A 24,824-nucleotide genomic window follows, 5' to 3' on the forward strand; every position below is an offset into this window, starting at 1 on the left:
GGTCGTGGAGTGGGCCACCATGCCCGCCTCGTCCTTCCTACCCCATGCAGGGCCGGACCGCATGGCCATAACACGGTCCCGAAAAGACTGTCCCGCTCAGTGGCGCCGGAGCAGCGTGAGCACCTCGTAGTGACTGGTCTGCGGGAACATGTCGAGCACCTGGGCGCGCGTCGGCCTCAGCGAGGGCATCGCCGCGAGGTCGCGCGCCAGGCTGGTGGCGTTGCAGGAGGAGTACAGCACCTGCCGCACACCGGAATCCTCCAGCCAGCCGGCGAGTTCCCGGCCGAGACCACGCCGCGGGGGGTTCACGATCATGAGGTCGGGCAGCGCCTCGGCCTGGGCCGCGAAGGCGGTCGCATCGCCCACGTGGAAGGTCGCGCGCAACCCGGCCGCATCGCGGGCCCGTTCCGCAGCGGCGACCGCCTCCGCGGAAATCTCGATGCCGGTCACTTCTCTCCCCGGATCGCTCACGTGCGCTGCGGCGTGCAGCGCGAAGCCCCCCACGCCGCAGTACAGATCCCACACCTTCGCCGGTGCCGCCTCCTCGATCCACGCCGCACCCTGGCGGTACAGCGCCGAGGCGACGTCGGTGTTGGTCTGCAGGAAGCTCTTGGGCAGCACCTGCAGCTCCACCTCCCCCATCACCACCGGCAGGGACTGCTGCTGGGTGAGCACGATCTCGCGCTCGCCCTCAAGCACGGCCTTGTGCTCCGGCTGCAGGTTGACCGACACCACGGCCGCCTGCGGCAGCTCCCCGCGCAGCCATCCCAGGTGCTTCTCGATCCGCACCAGCGACTCGGTGGACCGCAGCACGAAGCGGATCATCAGCGCGCCCCCGCTGCCGACGGTCACCAGCAGGTGCTTCAGCTCGCCGCGCCGGGCGTGCACGTCGTAGGGAGTGAGTGCCGCGCGGGTGATGAAGTCGGCGAGGACTGGCATAGCAGCGCGCAGCTCTGGGGCATTGACCCCACAACCGCGCAGATCCACACCCCCACTGGCCAGTGCGGGATCCGGGGCCCCGAGGATCCCCAGGCGCGGCGCAGCGGCCGTGCCGGTGACGACCATCTTGGCCTTGTTGCGGTAGCCGGATTCCGGGGAGGCGACCGGTTCGAGCCACTCCAAGTCGGCGTCGTCGAGAAGCTGCTGGGCATGAATGTGCTTCGCGCTGAGTTGCTCGGCGTACGGGCGGTCGATGGCGGTGCAGGAGCCGCACAACCCGGCCGCGTGGTAGCCGCAGAACATCACGGGACCAGTGTGCCCGATCAGCGAATGGCCAGCCGGAAGCGCAAACGAGCGCCCGGTGGCGCTTGGGCCGCGAGGTCGAGGTGATGCTCCGCCACGCAGGCGATCACCGGGTACCCGCCGGTGAGCGGGTGATCGGCGGCGAAGAGCACGGGCTGTCCCTCAGCGGGTACCTGCAGCGCGCCCCGTACGGTCGGCTCGCTGGGGAGTTCCTCGTGCCGCAAGCGCTCCAGCGGGCGGTCCCCCCTGAGGCGCAGGCCCACCCGGTTGGAGCGCTCGGTGACCTGCCAGGCCTGACTTAAGAGCAGGTGGAGAGAGTCACCCGTGAACCAGTCGGCGCGAGGCCCGGGGACGACGTCGAGGGTGAGTTCGTCGTCAGCGCGCGGCAGGGCTGGGCCCGTCTCACCGAGCACCACAGCAGCGCCCACAGGCCCCACGGTGAGCTGGTCGCCGGGGCCTAGCGGCTCCGGGCCAAGACCGGCGAGTACGTCCCTTGCACTGCTCCCCAGGACTCGGGGCGCCGTGAGCCCCCGGATCGCGACGTAGGCGTACGTGCCCGCCTCCGGCGACCCGATCTCGAGTTCCTGCCCAACGGGAAGCTTCAGCGGGTAGGAATGCTCGGCGGGTTCGCCGTCGAGGAGTATCGGCGTCTGCGCCCCGGTGACCGCCACGACGATGTCCCGCAGGGCGAGGAGCCGGAGGCCGCCGCCGACGTGTTCCAGGGCCGGTGCGCCGGTGGAGTTCCCGACCAGCCGGTTTCCTCGACGGAGCGCAGCGCGATCCATCGCGCCAGAGACTCCTACGCCCAGCGCGGCCCGGCCCGGTCGGCCGAGGTCTTGGATGAGGGCGTGGGGCCCTGGAGTGAGAACCTCCACCGCGGGCAGGCCCCGGATGGTGGAGTCGATATCCTCGGGGGCCGGGGAGCCGGTGTGCGCCGGGCCAGAAGGCGGAGTACCGGTCAGCTCATCCACAGCCGTGAAGCGGACCAGGGTACCGGGACGCAGCAGCGCGGGCGGCTCCGCCGCGGCGTCGAAGAGGACGACGTCACTGCGGCCGATGAGCTGCCATCCGCCCGGCGAGCTGCGCGGGTAGATCCCACTGAACTCGCCGGCCAGGCCCACCGCGCCGGCGGGGACGACGGTGCGGGGGCGTTCGCGGCGAGGGACGTACAGCGCGGGGTCGCCGCCGGCCAGATAGCCGAAGCCGGGAGCAAAACCGGTGAAGGCCACGGTGTAGGTGGCGGCAGTATGCCGGGCGATCACATCCTCGCGGCGCATGCCGCACAGGTGCGCGACCTCGTCGAGGTCCTCGCCGTCGTACAGGACGGGAATGGCCACTGGCTGTACCGGTCCCAGGGGTCGCTCGCGGTCGCTGCCCGTACAGCGCCGCCAGCGTTGTGCGATGCGCTCCGCGAGGGCCTCCCAGCTCGTTCCACCCTCGGGCCGGATCAGGATGGTGCGAGCGGCAGGCACCGCCTCGGCCATCCCCGCCACAGGCTCCGCCCGGAGCGACTCCAGCAAGGTGAGCACGTCGTCGAGACCAGGCAGTTCCACCAGCACGGCGCCGCCCGCTCGAAGTGGCCGGTAGTCTTCCCCACTCACGGCGTCCGCCTCACACGAAAGGTCGCAACGGAATGCCCGCATCCTGCAGTGCGGCGCGGACCGAGCGGGCGAACTCGACTGCTCCGGGGGTGTCACCATGCAGGCAGATCGAGTCCGCGCGGACGGGGATGACCGAGCCGTCGATGGCGGTCACGGTGCCGGTCTCGGCGAGCTGGAGGACACCGTCGATCACCTGCTGCGCATCGTGGCGCAGCGCACCGGGCTCGCCACGCGGCACCAGGGAACCGTCCGGTGCGTAGGCGCGGTCACCGAAGGCCTCGGCGTAGACCGGCACTCCGGCCTCGGCGGCCCACTGGGCGAAGGCGGAACCGGCCAGGGCCAGCACCGGCAGACCGACGTCCGTCGCAGCGGCCAGGAAAGCAGCGCTGTGCGTCGGATTGCTCGAGAGCTGATGGTAGAGCTCGCCGTGTGCCTTGATATAACCGACGTCGAGCCCAGCAGCGCGGGCCAGTGCTTGCACCGCGCCCACCTGGTACACGACGTCGGCGCGGAGTTCCTCGGCGGTGGCGGCCACAAAGCGTCGACCGAAGCCCACGAGATCCCGGTAGCCGGGGTGGGCGCCAACGCTCACCCCGCGGGCCGCGGCCGCCGCGAGAGTACGCGCGATGCCCGCCGGATCGCCGGCGTGGAAGCCGCCCGCTACGTTCGCGCTGGTGACGAGGTCGAGCATCGCGGCGTCATCACCCATCGGCCAAGGGCCGAAGCCCTCGCCAAGGTCGGCGTTGAGGTCGATCCCGGGCGCGGGTTGCATGCCTTCACCCTATCGGCGGAGTTCTCCTCGACCGCCGCTGCCCTGCTCGCTCCGCCGGTCGCCCCCACTCCTCCGCGGTTGTGCTCACTCCACGTCGTTATGAGCCGCCGTTCCCGGGTTCAAAACGACAGTAAGCGAGCACAATCGCCGAGTGGGTGGTGGAGGCGTCCTCGCCGGGGCCCGGGCGCCCGCCTCATCTCGAGCGATCGGTGTTGTGGATAACCCCCATGGCAGGGTCACGGGAAGCAGAATCGCGTGGCATGAGAACACCGCGCCCCCTGCCCCACAGCCTGGAAGGACAGGCACTGACTCCGGGCGCGCTACGTGTTGCGGGCGTTGACCTCAACCGGCTGCGGCGACGGGACATCGCTCCCATCGCCCGCGGCATCAGGATGCAGCGCTCCCACATGCCCGTGCACGAGATCGAACGGCTTCGCCAGCGAGCGGTCCTCCTCGCGCGCGAGCGTGCCAACAGCTGGATCTCTCACCACACCGCCGCGATGCTGCGTGGCTGGTCGATACCAGGACGGCTACTGGATGCCAGGACCGTCCACCTCACCGTGCTCAAGGCTGCCGGCACATACTCCCGGCGCGATCAGGTGATGTGCCACCGCACGACCCGGGCTCCACGGAACCTCGAGCGCTACGAGAACACACTGATCAGCTCACCGGCTTTGACGTGGCTCGAACTCGCCGGGGCGATGAGCATTGAGGAGCTGGTCATGCTCGGCGACCACATTGTGCGGCGGCCTTACCGGAGGTACGAGGGACGCTCCGAGCCGTGGACGACCCTCGCCTCCTTGCGCGACGTGGTGGACAGTGCCGCAGGGATGCACGGCGTCAAGCGGGCACGGGCAGCGGTCGATCAGGTGCGCATCGGAGCGGACTCGGCGCAGGAGACCGCACTGCGGCTGGCCCTGGTGAACGCAGGACTCCCGGAACCCGAGCTTCAGGTGCGCCCCGACGACGATCCGTGGTCACCACCGGCAGACCTCGGCTATCGCCGGCAACGCATTGCCATCCAGTTCGACGGCGCCACGCACTTCGACCCCGAACGGGCGCGCCACGATCAACGCCGAGACAACGCCTTCACCTCGGCCCGCTGGTCCCTGCTGCGCTTCAACCGGGAGGACGCGCGCGACGGCTTCACCAGGGCGGTCGCCCAAGTGGGCCACTTGCTCGCATCCTGACGGATCCACCGCTCATGAACCTCGGCGTCCGCCGAGACGATTGTGCTCACTACACGTCGCTCTGGCAGGCCCGCGGGCCTGCCAGAGCGACATCGAGCGAGCACAATCGCCAGGGGCTTGCGGAAGGGGCGAGCGGAGGCCCCGGCGGACCACCCCGGACCCCTGACCCCGGCCAGCCACCGGCTCAGACGAGTGAGTCCTCCCAGGCCTGGTTGAGGTCGGCGAAGGTACCGCCAGCTGCCAGGAGCTCCTCGGGGGTGCCGTCTTCGGTGACCTCGCCATGGGCCATGACCAGCACCCGGTCAGCAATCGCGACGGTGGAGAGCCGGTGCGCGATGATGATTGCGGTGCGGTCGGCCAACAGCGTCTGCAGGCCGTGCTGCACGATCCGCTCCCCCGGGAGGTCCAGCGAGGCGGTGGCCTCGTCAAGCACCAGAACGGCCGGGTCGGCGAGGAAGGCACGGGCGAAGGACAGCAGCTGCTTCTGGCCGGCGGAGACGCGACCACCGCGTTTGTTCACCTCGGTGTCATAGCCTTCGGGCATCTTGAGGATGAACTCGTGTGCGCCGACGGCCTGGGCCGCCGCCACGATCTCCTCGTCGGTGGCCCCGGGCTTCCCGAGCGCGATGTTCTCACGGACCGATCCGGAGAACAGGTACGCCTCCTGGGTCACCATCACCACGGCATTGCGCAGATCGTCGGTGGAGATCTCGCGCAGGTCCACGCCGTCGAGGCTAATGGTGCCCTCCGAGGCGTCGTAGAAGCGCGTGACGAGCTTGGCCAGAGTGGACTTGCCCGCCCCGGTTGTGCCCACCAGGGCCACGGTCTGCCCGGCTGGAATGTGCAGGTCCATGTGCGGCAACACCACAGGGCCGCTGCCGTAGCGGAACTTCACCGAGCTCAGCCGCAGATCGCCGCGGGGGTTCTCCAGCGGCGCGGGGTTCTTCGGCTCCACGACGGTGGGTTCCTCGGCGAGCAGCCCGGAGACCTTCTCCAGCGCGGCGGTGGCCGACTGGAAGGAGTTGTAGAACATGCCGATCTGCTGGATGGGCTGGAAGAAGCGCTTGACCAGCAACAGCACGGCCACCAGGGTGCCGGCGCCGAGGTCACCCTCGATCACGCGCCAGGCGCCCACGGCGAGGGCGACCACCACGGTCAGGTTGCCGATGACGACCAGCCCCGGCTGGAAGCGGCCGTTGATCGAGAAAACCTTGAGGAAAGCCTCGCGGTAACTGTTCGAGAGGTTCCCGAAGTCCCGCTCGGTGGTCGACTCCCGGCGGAAGGCCTGCACGGCGCGCATGCCGGTCATGGTCTCCACGAACTTCACGATCAGCCGCGCCGAGGCGGTGCGTTGCTCCCGGTAGAACAACTGCGACTTCTTCTGGAACCAGCGGGTGAGGAAGAAGGACGGGATGAAGGCCAGCGCCAGGATGCCCGCGGAACCCAAGTCGGTGAACACGATCGTGCCGGCGATGAACACCATGAGGAACATTGAGGAGATGACACCGGTCAGGCCGCCGTCGAGCAGTTCGCGCAGCGCCTCCATATCGGAGGTCTGCCGCGAGATCACGCGCCCGGAGGTGTACTTCTCGTGGAACTCCAGCGACAGGCGCTGGGTCTGGCGGAACACGCGGCGGCGCAGGTCGTACATCACGCCCTGCGCGATACGAGCTGCTTGACGGATGTAGGCCCCGGCCGCCAGGCCACCGATCACGGCGGCGGCGAGGTAGGTCAGGCCGGAGAAGGTCAGCGGACCGGTGTCGCCGTCTTCCATGAGCGGCATCAAGGCGTTGTCGATCGTCCAGCCCACGAGCCACGGCCCAGCGACCTGGCCGAGCGAGGAGAGCATCACCAGGCCGGCAGCGATGGCGAGAGCCTTCTTGTGCGGGGAGAGCAGGGAGCCGAGCAGGCGAAGGGAACGCTGCCGGATCGCCTTGTTCTCGTCCCGTCCGAGCTCGATCTGGTCCTCATTGTCGGTCGCGGAGTGACTCACAGCCGGGCCCCCTTTGCCTCGTCGTCGACGCCGGCGCTGCGGTCGGTCTCGTCGGCCTCCCCTTCGGCGGGTGGAAGGTCCTCGAAGTGCCCGATGCCGTGCTCCTGGGCGTCCTCTTCGAGGGTGGAGATGATGTAGCGGTAGTGCGCGTCAGTGGCCAGCAGCTCGCTGTGGGTCCCGACGGCGCGGATGCTGCCGTTCTCCAGCACCGCGACCCGGTCGGCCAGCGCCACGGTGGAAGGCCGGTGCGCGATGACCAGCGACGTGGTGCCGTCGAGCACCTGACGCAGCCGCCGGGAGACGGCCTCCTCGGTGGTGACGTCGAGGGCAGAGAGCGGGTCGTCGAGCACCAGCACGCGGGGCCGCGAGGCGATGGCACGCGCCAGCGCCAGCCGCTGACGCTGGCCACCGGAGAGCGAGAGGCCCTCTTCGCCGATCTTGGTGTCCACGCCCTCGGGCAGCTCGTAGACGAAGGCAGCCTGGGCCACCTCGAGCGCCTCGTGCATGAGGCGCTCCTTCTCGGCGTGATCCAGGGCGTCGTCGACGCCGAAGAGCACGTTTTCGCGCACCGAAGCGGAGAACAGGGTGGGGTCTTCGAAGGCCACGGCCACGCCGTCACGCACATCGGAGCGGCGCATGCCGCGCACCGAGACACCGTCGATCTCCACGCTGCCGTCGGTGACGTCGAAGATGCGCGGGATGAGCATCGCGAGCGTGGACTTGCCGGAGCCGGTCAGGCCCACCAGCGCGGTCGTCGTCCCGGCCGGGAGGTCGAGGTCGATGTGGCTCAGCAGCGGCTCGGCGGCATCCGAATACTGGAACTCGACATCGCGCAGCCGCACATGGGAGCCCTTGTCCGAGGCAGGTGTGCCCGCCTCATCGGGGTGGTCGGGGTCGGCCATCGAGTTCGGGGTCTCGAGGATCTCGAAGTACCGGTCCACGGCGGTGCGGGCGTTCAGCGTCATCGCCAGGGTCATGCCGAGATCGACCACGGGGCCGTTCATGATCGCGGCGGTGAGGAAGAAAGCAGAGAAGGCGCCGATGGTGATGGTCTCGTTGGCCACCAGGAAGGCGCCGACGACCATGGCGATCGCCAGCGTGGACTCGGGAATGATCTGCAGGGCCTGGACCAGCTTGGACTGGGTGTTGGCCTTGGACAGCTCGGTCTCGCGGAGCTGCGCGGCCTCTCCGGAGAAACCGCGGAGGGCATCGCGGCCGCGCCCGAAGGCCTTGAGCACCCGGATGCCGTGCACCGATTCCTCCACGGTGTTCGCCAGTTCGCCGAGCTGCTCCTGGGAACGGCGGGCCACCACGCGGAACTTGCGGGAGAAGGTGAAGGCGATGATCGTCATCGGGATCGCGCCGGCGAGGTAGATCAGTCCCAGCCAACCTGCGGTGGTGATGAGCAGGACGGTGCCCACAATGATCGTCAGGACCGAGACCACGAGCTGGATGGCGGAGAAGACCAGCCAGCGGCGCAGCATCCCGAGGTCACCCACGATGCGGGAGAGCAGCTGCCCGCCAGGCCAACGGTCGTGGAAGGCCTGCGGGAGGTCCTGCAGGTGCCGGAAGAGCCCCATGCGCATATCGGACTCCACCCGGGTGCCCGGGAACATCACCAGAGTGCGGCGGAGCAGGATGAAGCCGGCCTCGGCGAGCCCGAGGCCGAGCACGAGGACGATCGGCCAGACGAGGTCGCTCAGCGAGGCGCCGGCGTCGACGTCGGTGAGGTAGGTGTCCACCACATAACGCAGCACCTGCGGGATGGCCAGGGCCACGAGCGAAGCGCCGAGCGCCGAGAGCAGACCGGCGAGCAGCTGTGGCAGCGCGGAGCGGACGTAGGGGTAAAGGCGGCGAAGTGAGGCGGGCGTCGACAGATGCGATCCGGCGGGCCCGGGTGCCTCAGGCCTGCGTGGAGCAGCAGTTTTTGATGGCATCGTGCATCTATTCTTCCCTACCAAACCCGTGCACCGCACATGTAATCGCCGAGATGCGCGTCTCAGTGGGCGAACTTGGACACGCGATGGCCAAGGCTTGACCTGGTCATGGGCTCAAGGAGAACCGGCGGCGCGCGCACGGGTCAGGTCAGTTCGCGCCAGGGCCACGTCAGCGCGCGCGAGAGTCACGTCAAGGACGACGGCGCCCGCTCGTCACGACGGCGTGCTCCTGGCTCAACCGTCGCGGCGGGCGCGCAGGGCCTCGAGAGCTTCGTCCAGCAGTGCCTCGCCGTCGGCGTCCGTGCGACGCTCCTTCACGTAAGCGAGGTGGGTCTTGAAGGGCGCCACCTTCTGCGCCTGGGGCGGGTTGTCCCGGTCGGTGCCGGCCGGCAGCCCACAGCGGGGACAGTCCCACAGCTCGGGGATGTCGACGTCGTCATCCTGAGCGAAGCCGCGCGTGGTCTCGTGCCGGTTCTCGCACCAGAAGGTCACCCAGGTCCGCGGCGCAGGCGTCCCGCGCTCGGGCTCACCCCCACGACTCGAGCCGATCCGGGACCCACGGATTGCATTACCGCTCGCCATGCCGCCTCCTGAGGCCGGCCGGCGCTCAGGAGCCGGCCACGAGGTACTACCGGTTTAGAACTCGAACCGCTGGATCAGTCCGAGGAGCACCACCACGCTGACCCAGGCGATCGCCAGGATCAACGTGTATCGCGTGAGGTTACGCTCGGCGACCCCGGAGGAGCCGGCCGAGCTCGAGATGCCACCACCGAACATGTCGGAGATACCGCCACCCTTGCCCTTGTGCAGCAGGATGAAGACGACCATGAGGACGCCGAGCAGGACCAGGAGCACCTGCAGGACGATCCGGAGAATCTCCACGTTGCGGTCTACCTCTGTTCGATCGGGAAGGAATGCCGGCCTCGGTCGAGGGCCGCGGCCGGCCACAGCTGGCCGGGGCCTTGCGAGCAAGATACTCGCAAGGCCCCGACAGGCTATCAACTACCAGCGTGGTCCTGGTAGCGAACGATCGCCGCGAACTCCTCGGCCTTGAGGCTGGCGCCGCCCACCAGGGCGCCGTCAACGTCAGGCTGAGCCATGATCGAGGCCACGTTCGAGGACTTCACCGAGCCGCCGTAGAGCACGCGCACGGCTTCGGCCACGCTCGAGTCGTACAGCTCGGCGAGGCGCGCACGGATCGCCGCGCACACCTCCTGGGCGTCCTCCGGGGTGGCGACCTCACCGGTGCCGATGGCCCACACGGGCTCATAGGCGATGACGACCTTCGCGGCCTGCTCCGCGTCGAAGCCAGCGAGCGAACCTTCGACCTGGGCGAGGGTGTAGGGCACCTGGTCGCCAGCCTTGCGCACATCCAGGCCCTCACCCACGCAGATGATGGGGGTGATCCCGGCGGCCAGAGCAGCCTTGGCCTTGGCAGCCACCAGGGCGTCGTCCTCGTGGTGCTGTTCGCGCCGCTCACTGTGGCCGACCACGGCGTAGCTCACGCCGAGCTTGGCCAGCATTCCGGCAGAGATCTCGCCGGTGTAGGCGCCCGACTCGTGCGCCGAGACGTCCTGGGCGCCGTAGGCGATCTTCAGGTCATCGCCGTCGACGAGGGTCTGCACCGAGCGCAGGTCGGTGAAGGGCGGGACCACCACGGCCTCGACCGCGGAGAAGTCGTGCTTGGCGTCCTGCAGGGTCCACGCGAGCTTCTGGACCACGGAGATCGCCTCGAGGTGGTCAAGGTTCATCTTCCAGTTGCCCGCCATCAGCGGGGTGCGGGTGCTAGCTGCCATGTATCAGCCCTCCAGTACGTTGATGCCGGGGAGAACCTTGCCCTCGAGAAGTTCGAGGGAGGCGCCACCACCGGTCGAGATGTGGGAGAAGGTGGACTCGTCGAATCCGAGGGTCCGCACGGCGGCCGCTGAGTCTCCGCCACCGACGATGGTGAAGGCCCGCTCCGAGTCGGACATCGCCTGCGCCACGGCGCGGGTGCCGCCGGCGAAGGCAGGGAACTCGAAGACGCCCATGGGGCCGTTCCACACGATGGTGCGCGCATCGGCCAGCTTCTCGGTGAAGAGGCGCTGCGAGTCCGGGCCGATGTCCAGGCCCATCTGGTCTGCCGGGATCTCCTCGGCGGACACGACCGTGGCCGGTGCGTCAGCCTTGAACTCCGGGGCGACGATGACGTCGGTGGGCAGCACGATCTCCACACCCTTGTCCTCGGCGTCCTGGAGATAGCCCTTGACCGTCTCGACCTGGTCCTGCTCCAGCAGGGAGGATCCCACGCCGAAGCCCTTGGCGGCCAGGAAGGTGAAGACCATCCCGCCACCGATGAGCAGGCGGTCGGCCTTCCCGAGCAGGTTCGAGATCACCCCGAGCTTGTCGGAGACCTTCGAGCCACCCAGCACCACTGCATAGGGGCGCTCCGGGTCGTCGGTGGCCTTGGACAGCGAGGCGATCTCCTTGAAGACCAGCTTGCCGGCCGCGTGCGGCAGCAGCTGCGCCACGTCGTAGACCGAGGCCTGCTTGCGGTGCACCACGCCGAAGCCATCCGAGACGAAGGCGTCGGCAAGCTGGGCCAGCTCTGCGGCCAGCGCGCCGCGTTCGGCGTCGTCCTTGGAGGTCTCGCGCGCGTCGAAACGCACATTCTCCAGGAGAGCCACGTCCCCCACGGCGAGCGAGGCCACCGTGGACGTGGCGGAGTCCCCCACCAGGTCGGAGGCATAGCGCACCTCGTGCCCGAGCAGTTCGCCGAGTCGCGCGGCCACCGGAGCCAGGGAGTACTCGGCCTTGACCTCACCCTTGGGCCGGCCCAGGTGCGCCGTCAGGATCACCTTCGCGCCGGCTTCAGTCAGCGCGGTGATCGTCGGCAGGGCGGCGCGGATGCGCCCGTCGTCGGTGATGGTCGTGCCGTCGAGCGGCACGTTGAAGTCGGAGCGGACCAGAACGCGCTTGCCGCGCAGGTCGCCCAGATCCTCGATGGTCTTCACAGGAACTGCTCCTTCCAGGGAAACGCCCGCGCACCCGAGGGGTGCGCGGGCGTCCTCATCGGCTCAACAGGGGGTGGCTCAGAGACGCTCGCCGATGTAGGCGGCGAGGGTGACCAGCGAGGCGGAGTAGCCGTACTCGTTGTCGTACCAGGAGACGACCTTGACCTGGTTTCCGCTGACCTTGGTCAGGCCGGAGTCGAAGATCGAGGTGTGCGGGTTGCCCACGATGTCCGAGGAGACGATCGGGTCGTCCACGTACTCCAGCACGCCCTGCAGCGGGCCGTCAGCGGCCTTCTTGATGGCGGCGTTGATCTCCTCCACGGTGACCTCGCGGGCCGCCGTGAAGGTGAGGTCGGTGGCCGAACCGGTCGGGACCGGCACGCGCAGGGCGTATCCGTCGAGCTTGCCCTTGAGCTCGGGGAGCACCAGGGACACGGCCTTGGCGGCGCCGGTGGAGGTCGGCACGATGTTGACCGCGGCGGCGCGGGCGCGACGCAGGTCCTTGTGCGGGCCGTCCTGCAGGTTCTGGTCGGCGGTGTAGGCGTGGATCGTGGTCATGAGGCCACGCTCGATGCCGAACTCGTCGTTCAGGACCTTGGCCATGGGGGCCAGGCAGTTGGTGGTGCACGAGGCGTTGGAGACGATGTTGTGGTTCGCGGCGTCGTAGTCGGTGTGGTTCACGCCGACGACGAAGGTGGCGTCCTCGTTCTTGGCCGGGGCGGAGATGATGACCTTCTTGGCGCCGGCGTCGAGGTGCGCCTTGGCCTTGGTGCCGTCGGTGAAGATACCGGTGGACTCGATGACGATGTCGACGTTCAGGTCACCCCAGGGCAGGTTGGCCGGGTCGCGCTCGGCGGTGGTCTTGATGGTCTTGCCATCGACGATGAGGGAGTCCTCGGTGGCGCTGACCTCGTAGGGCAGCTTGCCGAAGACGGAGTCGTACTTCAGCAGGTGGGCGAGACTCTTGTTGTCGGTGAGGTCGTTGACCCCGACGATCTCGATGTCCTGCCCCGAGGCGAGCAGCGCGCGGGTGAAGTTACGGCCAATACGTCCGAAGCCGTTGATGCCGACGCGGATGGTCACAATGTCCTCCTGGTGTGCGCCAGGCGGCGCACTCGATCGATTGTGGGAATCACCCCTGGGGGTGCTGCTCCGAGTCTACTCACCGGTGCCGGGGGTCTGTCTCATCGGGGGGTCCCGGTGAGATGGGCCATTGGTCCCGGGCTAGAGGTCGAGCAGATCCGGGGAGAGCCCGGCCTCGGTGTCGGGGATGCCGAGCTCGGCGGCGCGGCGGTCGGCCATGGCGAGCAGCCGGCGGATCCGGCCGGCGACGGCGTCCTTGGTCAGCGGCGGATCGGAGAGCTGTCCGAGTTCCTCGAGGGAGGCCTGCTTGTGCTCCAGGCGCAAACGCCCGGCCTGGCGGAGGTGCTCGGCCACGTCGTCGCCGAGGATCTCGAAGGCGCGCTCGACGCGGGCTCCTGCGGCCACCGCCGCGCGGGCGGAGCGGCGCAGGTTGGCGTCATCGAAGTTGGCGAGGCGGTTGGCCGTACCGCGCACCTCGCGGCGCATGCGGCGTTCCTCCCACACCATGACGGCGTCGTGCGCGCCGAGTCGGGTGAGCATCTGAGAGATGGCCTCGCCGTCACGGATGACGACCCGATCGATGCCGCGCACCTCGCGGGCCTTGGCGAGGATGCTCATCCGGCGGGCTGCGCCCACCAGCGCCAGGGCCGCTTCGGGGCCGGGGCAGGTGACCTCCAGGGCGGTGGAACGCCCCGGTTCGGTGAGTGAACCGTGGGCCAGGAAGGCGCCGCGCCACGCCGCGGTGGCCTCCGCGACACCGGCGGAGACGATCTGCGGTGGCAAGCCGCGCACGGGGCGCCCGCGAGCGTCCAGCAATCCGGTCTGCCGGGCGAGGGACTCCCCCTCGCGGATCACGCGGACCACGTAGCGGTTGCCCTTCCGCAGCCCGTTACCGGAGACGACGATGATGTCGGCCTGGTGGCCGTAGCACTCGCGCACGGTCTCCCGGAGCCGGCGGGCCGCGACGCCCTGGTCGAGCTCGGCCTCGACCACGATCCGGCCGGAGATGATGTGCAGCCCTCCGGCGAAACGCAGAGTGGCGGCGACCTCTGCCTTCCGCGCGGACTGCTTCTCCACAACGACTCGGGCGAGCTCATCCTTCACGGCGGCGGTCAATGACATGCGGGTCATCTTCCCACGTCCCCCATGGTGCCTTCGAAGGCATCGCGATACGCAGCGGCCAGGCGCAGCGGATCGTGACGCGGTGTGCCATCGCCCACCCGTACCTGACGGAAGAGCACCCGTGCGCCGAAGGCCTCGGCCGCGTCGGTGAGGTCGTCCAGGTCCTCCACGACCGAGGGGTCGGCGATCACCACGTCCAGACGCAACTCGGGTGCGTCTTCGCGCAGGGAGCGCACATGATCGGCCGCGGTCATGCCGTCGGTCTCCCCCTCCTGGGCGGAGAGATTCACGGTGAGCGCACGACGGGCCTTGGTCTCGTGCAGGGCGGCCGCGAGCTCGGGTACCAGCAGGTGCGGGACCACGGAGGAGTACCAGGAGCCCGGGCCCAGCACGACCCACTCGGCCTCGCGCACGGCCTCCACGGCCTCGGGAACAGCCGGCGGCGCCTGAGGGAAGAGGCGGATCTGCTCGATGCGGCCGGGCTCGAGGGCCACGGTGCTCTGGCCGCGCAGGGTGCGGAAGCCGGGGCCGTCCGGGTGGCAGTCGGGCAGCTTGACGTCTCCTTCGATCTCCAGCGGCACGGCCGACATCGGGAGCACCCGACCCTGGATACCGAGCAGGCGGCCGACCATGTCCAGACCGGCGACGGTGTCACCGAGCAGTTCCCACAGCGCGACGATGAGCAGATTGCCGACAGCGTGGTTGTCGAGTTCGCCCGCGGAGTGGAAGCGGTGCTGCAGTACGTCACGCCAGAGCAGGCCCCAGTCCCCGTCGTCGCAGAGCGCGGACAGCGCCATGCGCAGATCGCCGGGGGGCAGGACTCCGAGCTCGCCACGGAGCTTGCCGGAGGATCCGCCGTCGTCGGCGACCGTGACGACGGCGGTGAGCTGTTTGGTGAGGTGGCGCAGCGCCTTGAGGGTGGCGGCCAGGCCGTGCCCTCCCCCGAGGGCGACCACCGGCGGCCCCATGGGTGGCCGGTGCACGGTGGCAGGGAGCCCGCGATCGAGCGGCTGGAGGCCGAGCAGCGGACGGGGGTCGGGCTTGGCTGTAGTGGTGGGCTCGTGCGTGAAGGTGGGCTCGGGATCCTCAGCGGGTCCTGGCCGCGCGGTCGGTTCGGTCATGGCACCCGCTCACTCACGGCCCATATCACGGTGCAGGGTGCGCACCGGATGGCCATGTTCCCGCAGGCGCTGCGAAATGAACTCCGAGACGGCCACTGATCGGTGTTTGCCGCCGGTGCATCCCACCGCGATGGTGACGAAGGGCTTGAGTTCGTTGACGTAGGAAGCCAGCACCGGCTCCAGGGCGGCCACGTAGCGCTCGGCGAACTCGGTGGCGCCGTCCTGGCCCAGCACGTACTCGCTCACCCGGCGATCCTGCCCGGTGAGGTGGCGCAGTTCGGAGACCCAGTAGGGGTTGGCCAAGAAGCGCATGTCGACCACGTGATCGGCGTCCAGCGGCAGGCCGTACTTGAAGCCGAAGGAGACCACCGTCAGCCGCGGCCCGGCCAGCGCGCCGCCGTCGGCGACGTTCTCGCGGATCTGGCGGGCGAGGTCGTGCACGGAGAGCTCGGTGGTGTCGATGAGGACGTCGGCCCGGCGGCGGAGGGTGGCGAGCAGGCTACGTTCCTCGGTGATGCCGTCCAGCAGGCGTCCGTCCCCCTGGAGCGGGTGGGGGCGGCGCACGGATTCGTAGCGGCGCACCAGTTCTTCGTCCGAGGCGTCGAGGTAGATGACGCGGTAGTCCGTGCCCTGCGCGCGGAACTGGTCCAGCACGCCGACGAGTTCGGCGAAGAACTCCCCGGAACGCACATCGACGACGGCGGCCAAACGGTGAACACCGCCGTCGCCGGGCGTCATCATCCGCGCCAGAGTGCCCAGCAGCCGGGGCGGCAGATTGTCGACGACGTACCAGTCGAGATCCTCCAGGGCAGCCGCGGCGCGCGATCGCCCAGCGCCGGACATGCCCGTGATGATCAGGATCTCGGGTGGGTCATTCTGCGGGAGCGAGGTGCTCTCATCGAGCACGGGGATGCCGTCGGGGACGGTGGGCGGGCCGGAGTCCTCCGGCCAGTCGTTCTCAGGCTCCGGCGATGTCATGCGGCCAGGATGCCAGGTTGCTGGCTCGCCCGCTCAGGACCCGGGCCTACTTCTCGCGCGAGCTCAGCGCATCGTGCACGGCCTGGGCGGTGGCCGGCCCCATGCCTTTGACCGCGGCGATCTCCGCCACGTCCGCCTGCGCCAGGCGTTTGACTGAGCCGAAGTGCTTGAGCAGAGCGGTCTGTCGGGTGGCGCCCAGGCCAGGGATGTCATCAAGAACCGAGCGGGTCATCGCCTTGCCGCGCCGGGAACGGTGATGGGAGATGGCGAAGCGATGGGACTCGTCGCGCAGCTGCTGGAGCAGGTACAGGGCCGGCGAGGTACGCGGCAGGATCACCGGGAAGTCCTCGCCCGGGATCCACACCTCTTCGAGGCGCTTGGCCAATCCGATCACCGCGACCTCGTCCACCCCGAGGTCGTCGAGGGCCGCTCGGGCGGCGTTGACCTGCGGCAGGCCGCCGTCGACGACAACGAGGTTGGGCGGGTAGGAGAACTTCCGGGCGCGTCCGGTCTCGGGATCCACCGGCCCGGTGGCCAGGGGAACGCCGTCGTCGTCGAGTTGCGGGCCGGCGTCCCGATCGGACTCCTCCACGTCAGCTGCTGCCGGGTCCGGCTGGGGTACTCCGGCGGTCTCGATGCCGGCCTGTTCGGCGAGGTACCGCTTGAAGCGCCGGCGGAGCACTTCGTCCATGGCGGCGGTGTCATCGGCGCTGGCAGCGCTACTGGCGGCGGCGCCGGCAGTGGCGCCGGCAGTGGTCTTGGCGCCCTCGCCCTGTTCGCCGCGGATCACGAAGCGGCGGTAGTCCGACTTCTTGGGCATGCCGTCCTCGAAGACCACCATGGAGCCGGTCTGGTGTGTGCCCTGGGTGTGGGAGATGTCGTAGCACTCGATCCGCAGGGGCGATTCGGTCAGCCCGATGGCCTCAGTGAGTTCGGCCAGGGCCTGGGAGCGGGAGGTGAGGTCGCCGGCACGCCGGGTCTTGTGCAGGGCCAAGGCCTGCACCGCGTTGGTGCGCACCGTCTCGGCGATCGCCTTCTTGTCCCCGCGCTGCGGCACGCGCAGCGAAACCCGCGAGCCTCGCAAGCCGGAGAGGTAGTCGGCGATGGCTTCCGCGTTCTCCGGAAGCACGGGCACCAGCACCTCCCGGGGGATGCCCATGGTCGGGTTGTCGTCATAGACCTCGAGGAGGTGCTCGACGAGACCGGCCTCGTCGACTGCCTCAACGCGTTCGACCACCCAGCCGCGCTGACCGCGGATCCGTCCGCCGCGCACGTGAAAGACCTGTACCGACGCCTCCAGCTCATCGGCAGCGAGACCGAAGACATCGGCGTCGGTGGCGTCGGGCAACACGATCGCGTTCTTCTCCACCACGTGGCGCAAGGCCCCGATGTCGTCGCGGAGCCGTGCCGCACGTTCGAAGTCCTGATCGAGGGCCGCCTGCCTCATCTGCTGCTCGAGGCGTTTCATGTGCGGCCCGGTCTCACCGTCCATGAAATGGCAGAACTGCTCGGCCAGCTCGCGGTGCTCCTCCGGGCTGACCCGGCCCACGCAGGGCGCGGAGCACTTGTCGATGTAGCCGAGCAGACAGGGCCGGCCCGAGGCGGCCGCGCGCTTGTAGACACCGGGCGAGCACGTGCGTACCGGGAACACCCGCAGGAGCTGATCGACCGTCTCCCGGATGGCCCAGGCGTGGGTGTAGGGGCCGTAGTACTTGGTGCCGGTCTTCTTGGAGCCGCGCATCACCTGCACTCGCGGAACCTCCTCCCCCATGGTGACGGCCAGGAAGGGGTAGGACTTGTCGTCGCGGTACTTGATGTTGAACCGCGGATCGAACTCCTTGATCCAGGCGTACTCCAGGGTGAGGGCTTCGACCTCGGTGCCGACCACCGTCCACTCCACCTTGGCCGCGGTGGTGACCATCTGCTGGGTGCGTGGATGCAGGCCGGCGAGATCCTGGAAGTACGAGGACAGGCGTGACCGCAGTGACTTCGCCTTGCCCACGTAGATCACGCGGCCGTGGCCGTCGAGGAAGCGGTAGACGCCTGGCTCGACCGGGATCTCCCCCGGCTTGGGGCGGTAGGTGGAGGGGTCGGCCATGCTGTCAGGCTACGACTGCGTGCCGGCGGCCACCGGCTCCGCAGCGCTAGACGCCTTCGCCCGGACGCCGTTGGTGCGCGCGCCACCCTTGGCGGCGGCAGGGGCGGATCCACCCGAAGCGGACCCGCCCACTACGCCCGAGGCTCGCGCCTGGTCGCTGGCGAGCACCTCGGCCAGGAAGGCGCCGGTGTGGGATTCGCTGACCTTCGCGACCTGCTCCGGGGTGCCGGTGGCCACCACGGTGCCACCGCCCGAGCCTCCCTCGGGCCCCATGTCGATGACCCAGTCGGCGGACTTGATGACGTCGAGGTTGTGCTCGATGACGATCACCGTGTTGCCCTTGTCCGCCAAGCCCTGCAGCACCATGAGGAGCTTGTTGATGTCCTCGAAGTGCAGGCCGGTGGTGGGCTCGTCCAGCACGTAGACCGAGCGGCCATTGGAGCGCTTCTGCAGTTCGGCGGCCAGCTTCACGCGCTGCGCCTCACCACCGGAGAGCGTGGGAGCGGGCTGTCCGAGACGCACATAGCCCAAGCCCACGTCGACGAGGGTGCGCAGGTGCCGGGCGATCGCCGGATGCGCGGCGAAGAAGTCGGCGGCCTCCTCGATCGGCATGTTGAGCACCTCGGAGACGTTCTTGCCCTTGAAGTGCACCTCGAGAGTCTCCCGGTTGTACCGGGCGCCCTGGCAGACCTCGCAGGGCACGTAGACATCGGGCAGGAAGTTCATCTCGATGCGCAGGGTGCCGTCGCCCTTGCAGGATTCGCAGCGCCCGCCCTTGACGTTGAAGGAGAAGCGGCCAGGCCCGTAGCCACGCACCTTCGCCTCCTCGGTGGTGGCGAAGAGCTTGCGCATGTGATCCCACACGCCGGTGTAGGTGGCCGGGTTCGATCGCGGGGTGCGGCCGATCGGCGACTGATCCACGTGCACGACCTTGTCGAGATGCTCGATGCCGGTCACGCGCTTGTGCCGTCCGGGCACATTGCGAGCCCGGTTGAGGTCGTTGGCGAGAGCCTTGTAGAGGATGCCGTTGACCAGCGTGGACTTGCCCGAACCGGAGACCCCGGTGACGGCGATGAGGTTGCCCAGCGGGAAGCGGACGGTGACGTCCTTGAGGTTGTTCTCCCGGGCACCGACCACCGAGAGCTGACGGGACTTGTCCTGTTTGCGTCGCTTGGACGGAAGCGGGATCACCCGGCGGCCGGAGAGGTAGGCGCCGGTCAGTGAGCGTTCGTTGGCGAGCATGCCCTCGACGTCGCCGGCGTGCACGATCTCACCACCGTGTTCCCCGGCGCCGGGGCCGATGTCGACGATGTAGTCCGCGGTGCGGATCGTGTCTTCGTCGTGCTCGACCACGATCAGGGTGTTACCCAGGTTCCGCAGACGGGTGAGGGTGTCGATGAGCCGTCGGTTGTCGCGCTGGTGCAGGCCGATCGAGGGTTCGTCCAGCACATACAGCACGCCCACCAGGCCAGAGCCGATCTGCGTGGCCAACCGGATCCGCTGTGCCTCGCCGCCCGAGAGCGTGCCTGCGGCGCGAGCGAGGGTGAGGTAGTCCAGGCCGACGTCGAGCAGGAAGCCGAGCCGGGCGTGGATCTCCTTGAGCACCTGACCGGCGATGGCCGCTTCGCGGGCCCCGAGCTCCAGCGCATCAAGGAAGACCTTCGATTCCGCGATCGACCGGGCACAAACCTCGGCGATCGAGAGCCCGCCGACCTTGACCGCGAGCACTTCGGGCTTGAGGCGCGTACCGTCGCACACGGGGCAGGGAATCTCGCGCATGTATCCCTCGTAGCGCTCCCGGGACCAATCGGAATCGGTCTCGGCGTGCTTGCGCTTGACGAAGGAGACGACGCCTTCGAATCCGGAGGTGTAGGCCCGCTCCCGCCCCCACCGGTTCTTGTACTTCACGTGCACTTCGTAGTTCTCGCCGTGGAGGACCGCGTCCTTGGCGCGCTGCGGCAGGCCACGCCACGGCGTATCGACACTGAAGCCAAGCTGCTCGCCCAGGGCGGTGAGCTGACGGAGGAAGTGATCGCCGGCGCCACCGGTGGCCCAGGGCGCCACGGCGCCGTCGGCCAGGCTGAGGTCCTCATCCGGGACCACGAGCTCGGGGTCGACCTCCAGCCGCGTGCCGAGGCCGGTGCACTCGGGGCAGGCACCGTAGGGGGCGTTGAAGGAGAAGGTACGCGGCTCGATCTCCTCGAGCGCGAGGGGGTGGTCGTTGGGGCAGGCGCGCTTCTCGGAGAAGCGGCGCTCACGCTCCGGATCGTCGGCCTCGAGGTCGACCATGTCGACGACGAGCAGCCCTTCGGCCAGGCGCAGCGCGGTCTCGACGGAGTCGGTCAGGCGCTGGCGCATCCCCTCGCGGATCACGAGCCGGTCGACGACGACGTCGATGTCGTGCTTGAGCTTCTTCTCCAGTGTGGGCGGGCTGGAGAGCTGCACGGTCTCACCGTCCACCCGGGCGCGGGCGAAGCCCTGAGCCTGGAGATCCCGGAAGACGTCGGCGTACTCGCCCTTACGGCCACGGACCACGGGCGCGAGGACCTGGAAACGGGTGCCCTCGGGCATCTCCTGCAACCGGTCGACGATCTGCTGCGGCGTCTGGGCGACCACCTGCTCACCGCAGATGGGGCAGTGCGGGGTGCCGGCGCGGGCGAAGAGCAGCCGGAGGTAGTCATAGACCTCGGTGATCGTGCCCACCGTGGAGCGCGGGTTCCGGTTGGTGGACTTCTGGTCGATCGAGACCGCCGGAGAGAGGCCCTCGATGAAGTCAACGTCAGGTTTGTCCATCTGGCCGAGGAACTGGCGCGCGTACGCTGAGAGCGACTCGACGTAGCGGCGCTGGCCTTCGGCGAAGATGGTGTCGAAGGCGAGAGAGGACTTCCCGGAACCGGAGAGCCCGGTGAAGACGACGAGGGAATCCCTGGGCAGATCGATGGAGACGTCCCTGAGATTGTGCTCGCGGGCGCCGCGGACTGTTAGCTGATCGCTCACTCGCGCGAGTCTAGGACGGATCACCGACATTCGCACGGCTGTTCGAGTGGGGTGTGTCTCGCCGGTGCGGGCAGGAGGGCGTGAGCCTCCTTCGCGATTGTGCTCACGTCTCGTCGCTCTGCGGGGCGCCGCGGCCAATCAGAACGACTGAAGTCGTGCACAATCGCCGCACCGACATCTCGATATCTCGCGGATGATCTCCGCCGGCCCCCGGCCCTCCCCCTCCGACCGTGACCCGCGACCCCGCCGTCACGGTTCCGAGATCACTGCTCGCTCGGCGAACTCCCGGGAGGCACCTTGCCCTCCGCGTCACCGTCGGGCACGTCGTCCACCGGGTGCCGCAGCAAGTAGATGATCGAGGCCACGAGCCCGCCGCCGACGATCAGCACGGCCACGATCATCATCAGAATGGCTGCGGTGCTCATCGCCCCACCTCCTGCACTGGCTCGGGTGTGAAGTCATCGACCGGACGGCGCCAGCGCAGCGCCGTCGCCACCGCCGCGAACACCACCATGAGCGCCAGCACCCCCCACCCGAAGGTGAAGAGGAATGACTGCGGATACTCCTCGTAGGGCTCGGCGATGAGCGTGACCAGCGTACTGACAAGCATGAAGGTCAGAAGGAGTGGGATGGCGATGCCGACCAACGCGATCCACCAGCGCCCCAGTCCAAGGGTCGAGGCGGCGTTGAGGTGCCGGCGCAATGCCGGGAGTTGCCGGGTGCCGATCCCGACCACCAGGCACATTAGGATCGCGGAGAGCACCACGCCGATCTCGTTGGTGTGCGCATCCACGCTGTCGAGAATGAACATCGCGCCGGTGGTGGAGTACAGCACCAGCGAGATCGCTGCGATGGCGCCGCCGATGAAGGCCGTGGCGCTCACCCGGGAGAGCGCGAACTTGTCCTGGAACGCCGCGATGACCACCTGCAGCACCGAGATCAGCGACGTGAAGCCGGCCAGTGTCAGCGAGAGGAAGAACAACACCCCGAAGAAGGGCCCACCGGGCATCATCGAGATGATCTGCGGGAAGGTGATGAAGCTCAGCCCGATGCCGGCGATGTTCTCGAGCTGGTCCACCGCCACGCCCTGCTGGTAGGCCATGAACCCCAAGGTGGCGAAGACGCCGATACCAGCGAGGATCTCGAAGGACGCGTTACCGAAGGCGACGACGTACCCCACCGGCGCCAGGTTCGAGCGCCGTCGCAGGTAGCTGGAGTAGGTGATCATGATGCCGAAGGCGATCGACAGGGAGAAGAACACCTGACTGTAGGCCGCGATCCACACTCCGGGGTCCACCAGCGCGTTCCAGTCGGGGGTGAAGAAGGCGTCCAGCCCCGCTGCCGCGCCCTCGAGGAAGAGCGCCCGGATCACCAGGATGAAGAACAGCACGGCGAGGAGGGGCACGAAGACCTTGGTGGCCACTTCGATCCCCTTCTTCACCCCGAGGGCCAGGACCGCCAATGTGGCGATCCAAAGCCCAAGCATCGGCCAAAAGATCCCGCCGATGAAGCGACCGGTGTAGGCCGGCTCCTCGGCCTGAAGGAAGTCGTTCTGGAAGAAGGCTGCTGGGTCCGCGCCCCAGGCCAGATCGAGCGAGAACAGGGTGTACCGCAGCGCCCACACGATGATGGCCATGTAGTAGGTGGCGATCACGAAGCAGATGGCCACCTGGAACCAGCCGAGCCCTTCGAAGCGCCGGCCGAGCCGCCGGAAGACCGTAGGGGCGGCGCCACGGAATCGATGCCCCAGCGAGTAGTCCAGCAGGAGGATCGGCACTCCGGCGGTCAGGAGAGCAACCAGGTACGGGATGAGGAAGGCCCCGCCACCACTCTCGTAGGCCACGTTCGGGAAGCGCCAGATATTACCCAGGCCTACCGCCGAGCCGAGCGCTGCCAGGACGAAGCCGAGCTGACCGGACCACCGCTCGCGGCCGACTTCCGGCGCACTGGCCGTTGCTGCCCCCGTATTCATGCGGGAGAAGCTACTTCCTCACGACCGATTGCGCACGCCTGCTCCGACGCGACGGTGATCACTCTCCTCTCGTGGGCCAGCGACTGAGCTCTGGAACACACCCGCTTCTCGTTTGTGCTCACCTCGCGTCGTTCTGACGGGCCGACCCGGCATCCAGAGCGACATGAAGTGAGCACAATCGCGGAGAGGGGCCGCCGGCAACGCGGAGAGGGGCCGCCGGCAACGCGGAGAGGGGCCGCCGGGCGCGATGCGGGACACTGGTCCCATGGCGGTCATGCGGGACACTGGTCCCATGGCGGTCCACGAGGCACTTGCGGAGCTGACCCAGCGCGCCACAACGTCCGGCCGGACGGCGTTCCTGGGGCTGGTGGGACCGCCGGGCGTGGGCAAGTCCTACGCCGCCGCCCGGGTGGTGGAGACCCTGCAGCAAGCCGGGTTGTCAGCAGCTGTGCTGCCGATGGATGGCTTCCACCTCTCGAACCACCAGCTCGACCGGCTCGGACTGCGTGCGCGCAAGGGCGCCCCGGAGACCTTCGACGTCGCCGGCTTCGTCGCGCTGCTGGAGCGGCTCGCCGCCGGGCCCAGTGAAGCGGTCTACTGCCCCGACTACGACCGCGGGCTGCACGAGCCGATCGCCGGGCGCCTCCGCATCGAAGCCAGCACCCAGGTGATCGTCACCGAGGGCAACTACCTGCTGCTCGACGGTGCGTGGAGCGCGGTGCGGCCCCTCCTCGACAGCTCCTGGTACCTCGAGGCACCGGCCACTCTCCGCGAGGCACGTCTCATCGCACGACATGTACGCGGGCGTTCCTCGGCCGAGGCGCACGCATGGGTGCGCACGGTCGACGAACCGAACGCCCGGCTCGTCGCCACCACTCGCGATCGCGCGCACCTCATCATCGACAGCCGCGGCCTGGACGACCAGCTCGCCCGGTTCTCGCCCGAGAGCTCGCCCAGCTAGGCAGCTCTCCACCACGCCCCGTTCCCCACCAGAGGATCACCACTATGAGCCAGACCGACCCCGACCTCCTCGCGTCCCCGCACACTGAGCCCGGCGCGGCCCCCGTGCTGCACCAGCTCGGCTCGGTGACACTGCGCAAGATCTCCGTCTCCGAGCAGGACAACAACGCCTACCTGCTCACCACGGCATCCGGTCAGCTCCTCATCGATGCCGCTGACTCGGCGGGCCGGTTACTGAAACTGATCGACGAAGCCGGAGGCCCGCTGCTCGCGGTGGTGACCACACACCAGCACTGGGACCACCACCGTGCTCTGGAAGAGGTCACCGACAACACTGGTGCAGCAGTGCTCGCCGGCGCCGACGATGCCGCGGCTCTCCCGGTGGAGGTGGACCGCGAGCTGCGTCACGGTGAGTCGATCAAGCTCGGCGATCTGGAGCTGGGAGTGATCCACCTGCGGGGCCACACGCCGGGCTCAGTCGCCGTCGTCCTCAGCGAGCCGGCCGACGGTCCCCGCCCTGGCCGCGCGCACCTGTTCACCGGTGACAGCCTCTTCCCTGGCGGCGTAGGCAAGACCGACTCTTCCGAGAACTTCACCGCCCTCATCGACGACGTCGACGCACGGATCTTCGACGCCTTCGACGACACCACGCGCATCTATCCCGGTCACGGCGATGACACCCTGCTCGGCATCGAGCGGCCGCAGCTGGCCGCCTGGCGCGAACGCGGCTGGTAACTGCCGACCACTCCGCAATCCGGGGCTACT

The 24,824-nt window shown here is 68.8% G+C and carries 20 protein-coding genes; 3 read left to right on the forward strand and 17 right to left on the reverse strand.

The features are described 5' to 3' along the window. Window positions 1-96 precede the first annotated feature (96 nt). Genes rlmC through EDD31_RS14295 form a run of 3 tightly spaced genes read right to left on the reverse strand, consistent with a single transcriptional unit; the run spans window position 97 to window position 3,615 of the window. Window positions 97-1,242: a 23S rRNA (uracil(747)-C(5))-methyltransferase RlmC gene (rlmC, locus tag EDD31_RS14285; RefSeq protein WP_123304769.1), complete on the reverse strand. Its 1,146-nt coding sequence runs from the start codon at window positions 1,240-1,242 to the stop codon at window positions 97-99. A gap of 20 nt (window positions 1,243-1,262) precedes the next feature. Further along, on the reverse strand, window positions 1,263-2,843 hold the full coding sequence (locus EDD31_RS14290) for a 5-oxoprolinase subunit B/C family protein (RefSeq protein WP_245991242.1): 1,581 nt from the start codon (window positions 2,841-2,843) through the stop codon (window positions 1,263-1,265). 10 nt (window positions 2,844-2,853) lie between these two features. Next, window positions 2,854-3,615, reverse strand: coding sequence for a LamB/YcsF family protein (locus EDD31_RS14295; protein WP_123304773.1), 762 nt, complete (start codon window positions 3,613-3,615; stop codon window positions 2,854-2,856). A gap of 260 nt (window positions 3,616-3,875) precedes the next feature. On the opposite strand from EDD31_RS14295, the gene EDD31_RS14300 reads away from it, so the two are divergent. After that, window positions 3,876-4,805 (forward strand): PDDEXK family nuclease, encoded by a 930-nt coding sequence (locus tag EDD31_RS14300; RefSeq protein WP_148058968.1) that lies wholly within the window; start codon window positions 3,876-3,878, stop codon window positions 4,803-4,805. 184 nt (window positions 4,806-4,989) lie between these two features. On the opposite strand, the gene EDD31_RS14305 is transcribed toward EDD31_RS14300, so the two are convergent. The 14 genes from EDD31_RS14305 to EDD31_RS14370 form a co-directional block, all read right to left on the reverse strand. Further along, on the reverse strand, window positions 4,990-6,798 hold the full coding sequence (locus tag EDD31_RS14305; RefSeq protein WP_123304777.1) for an ABC transporter ATP-binding protein: 1,809 nt from the start codon (window positions 6,796-6,798) through the stop codon (window positions 4,990-4,992). Next, the gene (locus EDD31_RS14310) at window positions 6,795-8,735 is read right to left on the reverse strand and encodes an ABC transporter ATP-binding protein (RefSeq protein ID WP_123304779.1); all 1,941 of its coding nucleotides are present in this window, start codon (window positions 8,733-8,735) and stop codon (window positions 6,795-6,797) included. Before EDD31_RS14310 ends, EDD31_RS14305 begins: the two co-directional genes overlap by 4 nt. A 234-nt stretch (window positions 8,736-8,969) precedes the next feature. Then, the gene (locus EDD31_RS14315; RefSeq protein ID WP_123304781.1) at window positions 8,970-9,317 is read right to left on the reverse strand and encodes an RNA polymerase-binding protein RbpA; all 348 of its coding nucleotides are present in this window, start codon (window positions 9,315-9,317) and stop codon (window positions 8,970-8,972) included. Window positions 9,318-9,371: 54 nt separating this feature from the next. After that, window positions 9,372-9,617: a preprotein translocase subunit SecG gene (gene secG, locus EDD31_RS14320; protein WP_123304783.1), complete on the reverse strand. Its 246-nt coding sequence runs from the start codon at window positions 9,615-9,617 to the stop codon at window positions 9,372-9,374. 116 nt (window positions 9,618-9,733) lie between these two features. Next, a complete protein-coding gene (gene tpiA, locus EDD31_RS14325) occupies window positions 9,734-10,531 on the reverse strand; it encodes a triose-phosphate isomerase (protein WP_123304785.1) in 798 nt (265 codons plus the stop codon). A gap of 3 nt (window positions 10,532-10,534) precedes the next feature. Beyond that, window positions 10,535-11,728, reverse strand: coding sequence for a phosphoglycerate kinase (locus tag EDD31_RS14330; RefSeq protein ID WP_123304787.1), 1,194 nt, complete (start codon window positions 11,726-11,728; stop codon window positions 10,535-10,537). A gap of 78 nt (window positions 11,729-11,806) precedes the next feature. Beyond that, complete coding sequence (gene gap / locus EDD31_RS14335; protein WP_123304789.1) at window positions 11,807-12,811, reverse strand: type I glyceraldehyde-3-phosphate dehydrogenase; 1,005 nt, start codon at window positions 12,809-12,811, stop codon at window positions 11,807-11,809. Window positions 12,812-12,952: 141 nt separating this feature from the next. Then, the gene (gene whiA / locus EDD31_RS14340; RefSeq protein WP_123304791.1) at window positions 12,953-13,933 is read right to left on the reverse strand and encodes a DNA-binding protein WhiA; all 981 of its coding nucleotides are present in this window, start codon (window positions 13,931-13,933) and stop codon (window positions 12,953-12,955) included. Window positions 13,934-13,938: 5 nt separating this feature from the next. Continuing rightward, the gene (locus EDD31_RS14345) at window positions 13,939-14,901 is read right to left on the reverse strand and encodes a gluconeogenesis factor YvcK family protein (protein WP_123305613.1); all 963 of its coding nucleotides are present in this window, start codon (window positions 14,899-14,901) and stop codon (window positions 13,939-13,941) included. Window positions 14,902-15,063: 162 nt separating this feature from the next. Then, the gene (gene rapZ, locus EDD31_RS14350) at window positions 15,064-16,032 is read right to left on the reverse strand and encodes an RNase adapter RapZ (RefSeq protein WP_123304793.1); all 969 of its coding nucleotides are present in this window, start codon (window positions 16,030-16,032) and stop codon (window positions 15,064-15,066) included. Between the two features lie 46 nt (window positions 16,033-16,078). Continuing rightward, window positions 16,079-18,130, reverse strand: coding sequence for an excinuclease ABC subunit UvrC (gene uvrC, locus EDD31_RS14355; RefSeq protein ID WP_123304795.1), 2,052 nt, complete (start codon window positions 18,128-18,130; stop codon window positions 16,079-16,081). A gap of 9 nt (window positions 18,131-18,139) precedes the next feature. Further along, window positions 18,140-21,127, reverse strand: coding sequence for an excinuclease ABC subunit UvrA (gene uvrA, locus EDD31_RS14360; protein ID WP_123304798.1), 2,988 nt, complete (start codon window positions 21,125-21,127; stop codon window positions 18,140-18,142). Window positions 21,128-21,390: 263 nt separating this feature from the next. Next, complete coding sequence (locus EDD31_RS14365; protein ID WP_123304800.1) at window positions 21,391-21,552, reverse strand: methionine/alanine import family NSS transporter small subunit; 162 nt, start codon at window positions 21,550-21,552, stop codon at window positions 21,391-21,393. Continuing rightward, window positions 21,549-23,099 carry a sodium-dependent transporter gene (locus EDD31_RS14370; RefSeq protein WP_123304802.1) on the reverse strand — a complete coding sequence of 517 codons (1,551 nt, stop codon included), beginning with the start codon at window positions 23,097-23,099 and terminating at the stop codon, window positions 21,549-21,551. Before EDD31_RS14370 ends, EDD31_RS14365 begins: the two co-directional genes overlap by 4 nt. 292 nt (window positions 23,100-23,391) lie before the next feature. On the opposite strand from EDD31_RS14370, the gene EDD31_RS14375 reads away from it, so the two are divergent. Both EDD31_RS14375 and EDD31_RS14380 read left to right on the forward strand, forming a co-directional pair. Further along, a complete protein-coding gene (locus tag EDD31_RS14375; RefSeq protein WP_123305615.1) occupies window positions 23,392-24,060 on the forward strand; it encodes a nucleoside/nucleotide kinase family protein in 669 nt (222 codons plus the stop codon). Window positions 24,061-24,104: 44 nt separating this feature from the next. Further along, complete coding sequence (locus EDD31_RS14380; protein WP_123304804.1) at window positions 24,105-24,794, forward strand: MBL fold metallo-hydrolase; 690 nt, start codon at window positions 24,105-24,107, stop codon at window positions 24,792-24,794. Window positions 24,795-24,824 lie beyond the last annotated feature (30 nt).

Source organism: Bogoriella caseilytica (assembly GCF_003752405.1).
GTDB lineage: Bacteria > Actinomycetota > Actinomycetes > Actinomycetales > Actinomycetaceae > Allobogoriella > Allobogoriella caseilytica.

Excerpts from the sequence above, each read along its gene's own strand:
- rlmC (WP_123304769.1), bottom strand. The coding sequence starts at position 1,242 with ATGTTCTGCGGCTACCACGCGGCCGGGTTGTGCGGCTCCTGCACCGCC.
- EDD31_RS14295 (WP_123304773.1), bottom strand. The coding sequence starts at position 3,615 with ATGCAACCCGCGCCCGGGATCGACCTCAACGCCGACCTTGGCGAGGGC.
- EDD31_RS14300 (WP_148058968.1), top strand. The coding sequence starts at position 3,876 with ATGAGAACACCGCGCCCCCTGCCCCACAGCCTGGAAGGACAGGCACTG.
- EDD31_RS14310 (WP_123304779.1), bottom strand. The coding sequence starts at position 8,735 with ATGCCATCAAAAACTGCTGCTCCACGCAGGCCTGAGGCACCCGGGCCC.
- EDD31_RS14315 (WP_123304781.1), bottom strand. The coding sequence starts at position 9,317 with ATGGCGAGCGGTAATGCAATCCGTGGGTCCCGGATCGGCTCGAGTCGT.
- tpiA (WP_123304785.1), bottom strand. The coding sequence starts at position 10,531 with ATGGCAGCTAGCACCCGCACCCCGCTGATGGCGGGCAACTGGAAGATG.
- whiA (WP_123304791.1), bottom strand. The coding sequence starts at position 13,933 with ATGTCATTGACCGCCGCCGTGAAGGATGAGCTCGCCCGAGTCGTTGTG.
- EDD31_RS14345 (WP_123305613.1), bottom strand. The coding sequence starts at position 14,901 with ATGGGGCCGCCGGTGGTCGCCCTCGGGGGAGGGCACGGCCTGGCCGCC.
- rapZ (WP_123304793.1), bottom strand. The coding sequence starts at position 16,032 with ATGACATCGCCGGAGCCTGAGAACGACTGGCCGGAGGACTCCGGCCCG.
- uvrC (WP_123304795.1), bottom strand. The coding sequence starts at position 18,130 with ATGGCCGACCCCTCCACCTACCGCCCCAAGCCGGGGGAGATCCCGGTC.
- EDD31_RS14365 (WP_123304800.1), bottom strand. The coding sequence starts at position 21,552 with ATGAGCACCGCAGCCATTCTGATGATGATCGTGGCCGTGCTGATCGTC.
- EDD31_RS14370 (WP_123304802.1), bottom strand. The coding sequence starts at position 23,099 with ATGAATACGGGGGCAGCAACGGCCAGTGCGCCGGAAGTCGGCCGCGAG.
- EDD31_RS14375 (WP_123305615.1), top strand. The coding sequence starts at position 23,392 with ATGGCGGTCCACGAGGCACTTGCGGAGCTGACCCAGCGCGCCACAACG.
- EDD31_RS14380 (WP_123304804.1), top strand. The coding sequence starts at position 24,105 with ATGAGCCAGACCGACCCCGACCTCCTCGCGTCCCCGCACACTGAGCCC.